The organism is Dolichospermum sp. UHCC 0406, assembly GCF_009712025.1.
In the GTDB taxonomy this organism is placed as follows: domain Bacteria; phylum Cyanobacteriota; class Cyanobacteriia; order Cyanobacteriales; family Nostocaceae; genus Dolichospermum; species Dolichospermum lemmermannii.
Window position 1 is genome coordinate 1 of record NZ_VILA01000007.1, and the last position, 8,663, is coordinate 8,663.

The following is an 8,663-nucleotide window of genomic DNA, read 5'->3' on the forward strand; positions in this document are numbered from 1 at the left end:
GGGGCTTTCACCCATATCAGACCGAGAGTTCAACCTTTTTCCATGATTGGATTGGGTTGGTTAGCTTATGTACGGACTGATTACCGTGATTCAGCTAACAACGAATCGCACCATCTCTATCCATTACACAACCGCATTTACAAATATGCGTTCTGGTGGATAAAGATTTTTTGATAACTTCACCACACCTAGAGCATTCTTGGCTTGTGTATTGCGGATTAACCGCTACTGTGACTCTCTTAAATACTTTTCCAAAATATTCAAGCCAGACACGAAACTGATACCAAGATGCGTCGTTAATAGACTTGGCTAGACAATGATTTTTCACCATATTTTTAATTCTCAAATCTTCGTAGGATATCAAGTCGTTTGACTGAACTACGCACCGTGCTAATTTCACAGCATGGTCTTTACGTTTCCTACTTATTTTGAGGTGGCGTTTACTTAAAATCTGTCTAGCCTTGCCTCTATTTTTTGAACCTTTGACTTTCCTAGAAACACGACGTTGTGAACGTTTAAGAACCTTTTCTCCCTCACGAAGAAATTTAGGGTTCTCAATCATTTCACCATTGGAATCTGTGTAGTATTCTTTTAAGCCTACATCCAATCCAATCGTACTTCCTGATGGAGTTATATCTTCTTGGCGATTAACGTCAATACAAAACTGACAATAATAACCATCAGCCCGTTTGACTAATCTGACTCGTTTGATTTGATTTATTTGATAAAAATGCAAATCACGAGTCCCTTTTATTTTTAATCTACCAATACCTTTTTTATCGGTAAATGTGATAGATTTACGATCTTCTGAAAGTTTCCATCCTGATGTTTTGTATTCAATAGAACGGCAATCTTTTTGAAATTGAGGATATCCTTTTAAACCAGGAATATTCTTCTTGGAATTATCATAAAACCGAGAGATAGAAGACCATGCTCGTTCAGCACTGGCTTGTCTAGCCATTGAGTTAAGTTCATTAGCGAATGGAAAATTAGCTGCTAAAACAGCACAATATTTCTGCAAGTCGTTTTTGCCCGTGTCTTTTATGTCCATCCATAGCCGAATACAGCTATTGCGAACGAATTGAGCGGTACGAATTGCATCATCTATTGCGCTGAATTGAACTGATTTTCCGTAAGTCTTGAACTCAAAAACTAGCATCGTTTTCACCTCCAGTCTTATACTACATTTTGTGCAGTAAGATAGTCAAGATGATTAATGGTGAAATATTGAAGGCGGTTAAAACCGTGGTCAGTGAGCTTGTCGAACTGCCCGTGCCGTTTTTCATCCCCTGTCTAAAGCACGAAAGACGGAACTTCGTTCCTGTTTCTCAGGGGCTTTCAAACTTTCCAATCTATCCTGTAAGTTGAGAGTTGTTGTAAAGTATAAAAACACGAATTAGACCTTTTGTAGAATTCGGGAAAAGGAGAGTATTTTCCTGTCAACTTTTCCGATTCTTGCAATAAGTCCAATAGCGATAATTCTCAAAAATCCTGCTAAAGTCACAAGTGAAGTTGGCAAATTTATATCTATGAATAACAATGATTTAGCTTTTACCCCAGCTTTAGAGTTAGCGCAATTAATCCGTCTGCGGGAAGTGTCACCTCTAGAGTTGGTGGAAGTATATTTAGAAAGAATCGAACGCTTAAATCCCCAACTGGGAAGTTATTTTACAGTCACGGCAGATTTAGCCATTACTGATGCTAAAAACAAAACAGAATTACTGACAACGACTTCAGAATTACCGCCATTTTTTGGTGTACCAATTTCCATTAAAGACTTAAGTGCGGTTGCGGGTGTTACTTGTACTTACGGAAATTCGGCACTGTTAAATAATATTGCCAATCATGATGATGGTGTAGTTACCAGAATTAAACAAGCTGGTTTTATTATTCTTGGTAAAACCGCAACTTCGGAATTAGGTTCTTATCCTTACAGTGAACCTGCGGGATTTCCCCCAGCGAGAAACCCTTGGAATTTAGAATATACTCCTGGTGGTTCTAGTGGTGGTGCCGCATCATCAGTAGCAGCGGGATTAAGTGCAATTGCCCAAGGTTCAGATGGTGGTGGTTCAGTGCGTGGTCCGGCGGCTTGCTGTGGTGTTGTTGGCATCAAACCAGCCAGAGGCAGAGTCTCTAAAGCCCCTGTAGGCGATCGCTTGGGGGGCATTGCGGTGGATGGTCCCCTTGCCCGCACAGTGGCTGATGCAGCGGCTATGTTAGATGTGATCTCTGGCTATGTCACAGGTGATCCTTATTGGCTACCAAATCCGCAACCATCATTTCTCTCTGCAACTCAAGTCAAATTAGATAGTCTGAAAATTGCCTTTAGTACCAGTATTCTGCCCTTTGGAGAAGCTGACGCTAACTGTAAACAAGGAGTATTAAAAACCGTCGGGTTATTAGCACAATTTGGACATCAAGTTGAGGAAAAATACCCAGATTTTAGTAGTTTAATCGAACCATTTATAGTAGTTTGGCAAGCTGGAATAGCAGCAGCAGGAATTCCTTCGCCAGCCTTACAGCCTTTAAACCAATGGTTATTAGCAAAAAATGGTTCTGTAGCTGAATATCTGCAAGCACTTTCCCAAATGCAAATTGTCTCCCGGCAAATTATCGCATTTTTTGATACTGTAGATGTATTGGTATTACCAGTTTATCTCCATTCTCCCATTCGCGTCGGTGAATGGGCAGATTTGAGTCCAGAAGAGACATTTGCCAAAATTGCCCATTGGGTCGCGCCTTGTCCTGTTGCAAATGCTACCGGATTACCTGCGATCGCCCTTCCTGTCGGTTTCGATAGTCATGGTTTACCCCTAAGTGTACAGTTAATTGGTAAACCTGCGGCTGAGTCTACCTTAATTAGTTTAGCAGCGCAATTAGAAGCCGTTAACCCTTGGATTCAACATCGTCCAGCACTTTAGTTAAAATCAGGATTTACAAAATGTCAGAATCAGGATTTACAGGATTTAAGGATTTACAGGATTGTTATCCATAAAATGATCTGAAAAACAGAAAGTTTGCAAATATCTGCATATTGAATCCTGTTAATCCTTCAATCCTGAGCATCCTGATTCAGACAGAGAAATAATCTGAAAAACAGAAAGTTTGCAAATATCTGCATATTGAATCCTGTTAATCCTTCAATCCTGAGCATCCTGATTCAGACAGAGAAATAATCTGAAAAACAGAAAGTTTGCAAATATCTGCATATTGAATCCTGTTAATCCTTCAATCCTGAGCATCCTGATTCAGACAGAGAAATAATCTGAAAAACAGAAAGTTTGCAAATATCTGCATACTAAATCCTATTAATCATTTAATCTTAATAATCCTGATTCGGACTATAAATTCCAATTAATTAGCCAGTTTTTCCTGTTCACGGGCATCTACTACTAAAACTAAACAAAGTGCGGCAACTGCTTTTTCCCATTCTTGACGCACTTTCACATCTTCCACACCATCAAATAAACCCACCAACCGGGGAACAGCTTGTTCTAAAGCTGCGTGGGGTACGGGACGATGTAATTCAACTAAGTGATTGATACTTTCTTGATTATTGAGAAAACCAACCACCCATTTTGTTGTATGATCTGGACTGTCGGGAACACGCTCAACTCCTAACTCGTTTTTTAGCCAATCATAAAAAAGTGGTAAATGTTCAGCCAATACCGCACCGGCTGTAGGTAAGGTTTTTTTGAGTAAGCTAATATCTAAACTGTCTAATTCTTGTTTCAGAGCCGGTGAATTTAGTACCTCATTTAACGGTGTGGAAAGTATTGCTGTTATTTCCGATTCGGAAAAATCTAAATTTTGGGTGAAAGTTGAAATTAGAGATTCCATTTTCTACACTCCAGAGATTATTCCATTGGCTGTAGAATCATGATAGCGTAGCGCACCAAAATCCTTGATCATGTTGCGTTACTAATTTCATCCTATTTCAATAACAGCCCACACCAATAATATTTCTCAGCAACTGTAATAATTTGGTAACTCAATTATAACTCTATCATTTCATTACTCAGAGATTTTATGCAAATGAAATAACCGATTTTTTAGCTTTCTACATGATTATTGAAGATGTGATTTTGTATGCCTATAAGATGGGCATTGCCTGTTATAGATACAATATTTTAATTTTTGCAAAAATTAAATTTGAGAGACACGAAATTTCCGTCTCTCAAATCCAAAATCTAAAATCTAAAATCCAAAATTGGACTACGCTTTCTTTAACCAGCTAAACATGGCACGTAAATCCTTACCAACAGCCTCAATAGGATGTTCAGCTTCTTGACGACGCATAGCAGTAAAACCAGGTTTACCAGCTTGGTTTTCTAAGACAAATTCCCGCGCAAATTGTCCAGATTGAATTTCGCTGAGAATCTTCTTCATTTCCGCTTTAGTTTGGGCGGTAACAACGCGAGGACCGCGAGTATAATCACCATATTCGGCAGTATTAGAAATACTATCACGCATTGTCGCTAAACCACCTTCTACCACCAAATCCACAATTAATTTGACTTCGTGCAGACATTCAAAATAAGCGAGTTCTGGTTGATAACCTGCTTCTACTAAAGTTTCAAAACCGGCTTTGATTAAAGCACTCAAACCACCACACAATACTGCTTGTTCCCCAAACAAATCGGTTTCGGTTTCTTCCCGGAAAGTAGTTTCCAAAATACCGGCACGTGTACCACCAACACCTTTAGCATAAGCCATAGCGCGATCGCGGGCATGACCAGTGGCATCTTGATAAACTGCAAATAACGCAGGTACACCTTGTCCTTGTTCATAAGTACGACGCACTAAATGTCCAGGGCCTTTAGGTGCAACCATGACGACATCAACATCAGCAGGAGGTACAACCTGTGCAAAATGGATATTAAAACCATGTGCAAAAGCTAAAACGTTTCCAGCTTCTAAATTGGGTTCAATTTCGTTTTTGTAAATTGTTTTTTGGACTTCATCAGGTAATAAAATCATGATGAAATCAGCAGCTTTGGCCGCATCAGCAACATTTTTTACAGTCAAGCCAGCAGCTTCGGCCTTAGCTGTGGACTTACTGCCGGGATATAATCCCACAATGACATTAACACCGCTATCTTTAAGATTCAGCGCGTGAGCATGACCTTGAGAACCATAACCAATAATAGCAACGGTTTTACCTTTTAAAAGGTCTAAATTAGCATCTTCATCATAATACATACGTGCCATAGAAGCATCTCCTGTTTATAAAGGCTGTCATGAAATTGGCAGACTTACGATTGTATCGCAAATTGGGGAACAGGGAATAGGGAACAGGGAACAGGGAATAAAAATTACAATTACCCAACTTCCTCCTTCCTCCTTCCTCCTTCCTTCTTCCTTCTTCCTCCTGACTCCTGACTCCTGACTCCTGACTCCTGACTCCTGACTCCTGACTCCTGACTCCTTTCAATCCCCTACTTTTATTTTTTTTTCAGAAGTTCAAGATAAACAGAAATAATTGTGATAATTTTGATACAAATTTGTTAAGAATAGTTACAGCCCTGTAATGGAAGGAAATATTTTTTATGGTTGATCTATCTGACAAGAAACCGGTTCATCAAGTCGTGATTATTGGTGGTGGCTTCGGTGGATTGTATGCCGCTAAGTCTATGGCTAAAGCCAATGTGCAAATCACGCTGATTGATAAACGCAATTTTCATCTCTTTCAACCACTGCTGTACCAAGTCGCTACAGGTTCTTTGTCCCCAGCGGATATTTCCTCTCCCTTGCGGTCTGTTCTCAGCAAGAGCAAAAATACAAAGGTGCTGTTGGGTGAGGTGAATGATATTGACACTACCGCCCAAAATGTGATGGTAGGCGCGGAATCTGTCCCCTACGATACTTTAATTGTGGCTACAGGGGCGAAGCATTCCTATTTTGGGAAGGATAACTGGGAAGAGTTTGCACCGGGTTTAAAGACTGTAGAAGATGCCATTGAGATGCGTCGGCGGATATTTTCAGCATTTGAAGCGGCTGAAAGCGAAAGTGATCCGGTAAAACGCCAAGCTTTGTTAACTTTTGTAATTGTTGGTGGTGGTCCAACTGGGGTAGAATTGGCGGGAGCGATCGCTGAATTGGCAACTAAAACCCTGACAGAAGATTTCCGCAACATTGACACCGCAGAAACCAGAGTTTTATTGTTAGAAGGTTTAGATCGGATTCTTCCCCCTTTTGCACCGGAATTATCTCACACAGCGGAAGCATCTTTAAAAGCTTTGGGTGTGGATGTGCAAACCAAAACCTTAGTTACACATATTGAAAATGATATTGTGACGATTAAGCAAGGTGATGATGTTAAAGAAATTGCAGCAAAAACCGTGTTGTGGGCTGCGGGTGTGAAAGCCTCACCAATGGGGAAAGTTTTGACAGAGAAGACGGGAGTTGAGAGCGATCGCGCTGGTCGTGTTATGGTTGAACCAGACCTAAGTATTAAAGGATTTCCCAACATTTTCGTAGTTGGTGACTTAGCAAATTTTGCCCATCAAAATGATAAACCTTTACCGGGAGTTGCACCAGTCGCCATGCAGGAAGGCGAATATGTGGCTAAACTCATTCAAAAACGGTTGAAAGGTGAAACATTACGTCCATTCAAATATGTGGATAGAGGTAGTTTAGCAATGATTGGGCAACACGCCGCAGTTGTTGATTTAGGATTTATCAAACTCAGAGGTTTCTTTGCGTGGTTTGTTTGGTTATTTATTCATATCTACTTCTTGATTGAATTTGATAATAAGTTAGTTGTGATGATTCAATGGTTGTGGAGTTATTTTACCCGCAATCGTGGCGCGAGATTAATTACAGGTAAGGAAACTATTGCCCCTGTACCAATTGCAAATAGTGATAATCACACGCCAATTGTCACCAAAAAGCCGTTGAATGTGTAGTTCCCTCGTTCCCAGTCTCTGACTGGGAATGCCCTCTAGAGGCTCTGCCTCCCATATTCCCTCATTATTATTAAAAAACTGCCTCTCATATTAAAATAAAATCACCACATCTACCAAATTAAATGAAACAATGGGACGCAGCCGCTATCATGTATTAGGAACTCAACCGCATTTCCTCACCTGCACATTAGTAAATTGGATGCCATTATTTGGCAATATTGAACTTGTCCAAATTATCATAGATTCCCTCAACTTTCTCCAACGTCAGCAGCGTTTGACATTATATGGTTATGTCATTATGGAAAATCATCTTCATCTCATCGCTGCGGCTGCAAACTTATCTAAAGAAATAGGGAATTTTAAATCATTTACGGCTCGTTCCATTATTGATTTACTCCAGAAAAATAATGCTGAATATATACTTAATCAATTAGAATTTCATAAATTAAAACACAAGATAAAACAAGATTATCAACTATGGCAAGAAGGTTTTCATCCTCAAGCAATTGCTAATGAAGAAATGTTTATCCAAAAATTAGAATATATTCATAATAATCCGGTGCGACGTGGGTATGTTGATGATCCGGCTCATTGGCGTTATTCTAGTTACCGGAATTATATGGAATTGCCGAGTTTATTAGAGGTGGAATTGATTGATTTGTGAGATATTGAGGCAGAGCCTCTTGATAGCATTCCTAGTCAGAGACTAGGAACGAGGAAGAATAAATTTTAATTTTTCTGCCGTTATTTAAGGTTATTTTAACAATAAAATTTTTTCTTGTTCTAGTGTATTTGCTTTTTGATGTGCTAAAATGTCTGTATCTTGCATTGCTTACTTAATAAAGCCATTTTACACAGGGAGTAAAAATTGTATTATGTTCACAGATGATGAAAACGATTGTATTAAAAATTGGGTGATAACTGGAAGTATATTTTTGTTTTTGATAGCTGTTGCTGTTACAGTTTATTTCATCTCAATGATTTTAATTACTGACAAAAAAGATTTATTAGAAAACAAATATGAATATATTATTGAAAGTCTTAAAGTATTAGGTTTATTCATTAGTGGAGGGGCAGTAATTGTTAATGTTTACTTTGCAGGTAGACGTGCAGAGGCTATGGAAGAGACTGCAAAGGCTACAAATAGAAATGCAGACGCGGCAAATAAAAATGCAGAGGCTGCAAATCAAAATGCAAAGGCTGCAAATCAAAATGCAGAGACTGCAAATCAAAAACAAATTACAGAAAGATTTTCTAAGGCTATTGAACAGCTTGGGAGTGATAAACCTGAAGTTATATTAGGTGGAATTTATACTTTAGAACGAATTGCGAGAGATTCTGAACCAGACCAATGGACAATTATGGAAGTTCTGACAGCTTTTGTCCGTCAGAATGCACCTATTATAAAAGAAAATGAGTCACAATCTCCAGAAGATCAAAAAAAATTCCTAGAACTTAGAATTTCTATTCGAGCGTGTTTAACTGTGATTGGAGAACGTAAACACCCAGATTTAGAAAATAAATATCTTGATTTAACTAAAGTTAATATTAGTGGATTCAACCTCAAAAAAGCCAACCTCTACGGAGCCAACCTCTACGGAGCCAACCTCACAGAAGCCGTCCTCGCAGGAGCCAACCTCACAGAAGCCGTCCTCGCAGGAGCCAAGCTCACAGAAGCCGTCCTCGCAGGAGCCAACCTCACAGAAGCCTTCCTCACAAGAGCCAACCTCACAAGAGCCAACCTCAGAGGAGCCT

At 39.4% G+C, this 8,663-nt stretch carries 8 protein-coding genes; 4 read left to right on the top strand and 4 right to left on the bottom strand.

Annotated features, from left to right (window positions below; translation table 11 throughout):
• Positions 1-94: 94 nt before the first annotated feature.
• Positions 95-1,159: an RNA-guided endonuclease TnpB family protein gene (locus tag FJR09_RS07175; RefSeq protein WP_168653793.1), complete on the bottom strand. Its 1,065-nt coding sequence runs from the start codon at positions 1,157-1,159 to the stop codon at positions 95-97.
• A gap of 370 nt (positions 1,160-1,529) precedes the next feature.
• Between FJR09_RS07175 and FJR09_RS07180 the strand changes: the two genes are divergently transcribed.
• The gene (locus FJR09_RS07180) at positions 1,530-2,921 is read left to right on the top strand and encodes an amidase (RefSeq protein WP_168653794.1); all 1,392 of its coding nucleotides are present in this window, start codon (positions 1,530-1,532) and stop codon (positions 2,919-2,921) included.
• 433 nt (positions 2,922-3,354) lie between these two features.
• Here FJR09_RS07180 and FJR09_RS07185 read toward each other — a convergent pair whose 3' ends face one another.
• The 3 genes from FJR09_RS07185 to FJR09_RS07195 all read right to left on the bottom strand — a co-directional run bounded on the left by FJR09_RS07185 (position 3,355) and on the right by FJR09_RS07195 (position 5,434).
• Positions 3,355-3,840 carry a hypothetical protein gene (locus tag FJR09_RS07185; protein WP_015078998.1) on the bottom strand — a complete coding sequence of 162 codons (486 nt, stop codon included), beginning with the start codon at positions 3,838-3,840 and terminating at the stop codon, positions 3,355-3,357.
• Between the two features lie 375 nt (positions 3,841-4,215).
• Entirely contained in the window at positions 4,216-5,211 is a 996-nt protein-coding gene (ilvC, locus tag FJR09_RS07190; protein WP_015078997.1) for a ketol-acid reductoisomerase, read from the bottom strand.
• Positions 5,192-5,434, bottom strand: coding sequence for a hypothetical protein (locus tag FJR09_RS07195; protein ID WP_168654053.1), 243 nt, complete (start codon positions 5,432-5,434; stop codon positions 5,192-5,194). Before FJR09_RS07195 ends, ilvC begins: the two co-directional genes overlap by 20 nt.
• Positions 5,435-5,549: 115 nt before the next feature.
• On the opposite strand from FJR09_RS07195, the gene FJR09_RS07200 reads away from it, so the two are divergent.
• The 3 genes from FJR09_RS07200 to FJR09_RS07210 all read left to right on the top strand — a co-directional run.
• Positions 5,550-6,908, top strand: a complete 1,359-nt coding sequence (locus tag FJR09_RS07200) for an NAD(P)/FAD-dependent oxidoreductase (protein ID WP_015078996.1) — start codon at positions 5,550-5,552, stop codon at positions 6,906-6,908.
• 130 nt (positions 6,909-7,038) lie between these two features.
• Positions 7,039-7,572, top strand: a complete 534-nt coding sequence (locus tag FJR09_RS07205; RefSeq protein ID WP_015078995.1) for a transposase — start codon at positions 7,039-7,041, stop codon at positions 7,570-7,572.
• Positions 7,573-7,783: 211 nt separating this feature from the next.
• The coding region (locus tag FJR09_RS07210; RefSeq protein WP_168654054.1) for a pentapeptide repeat-containing protein at positions 7,784-8,663 on the top strand (880 nt) is incomplete at its 3' end.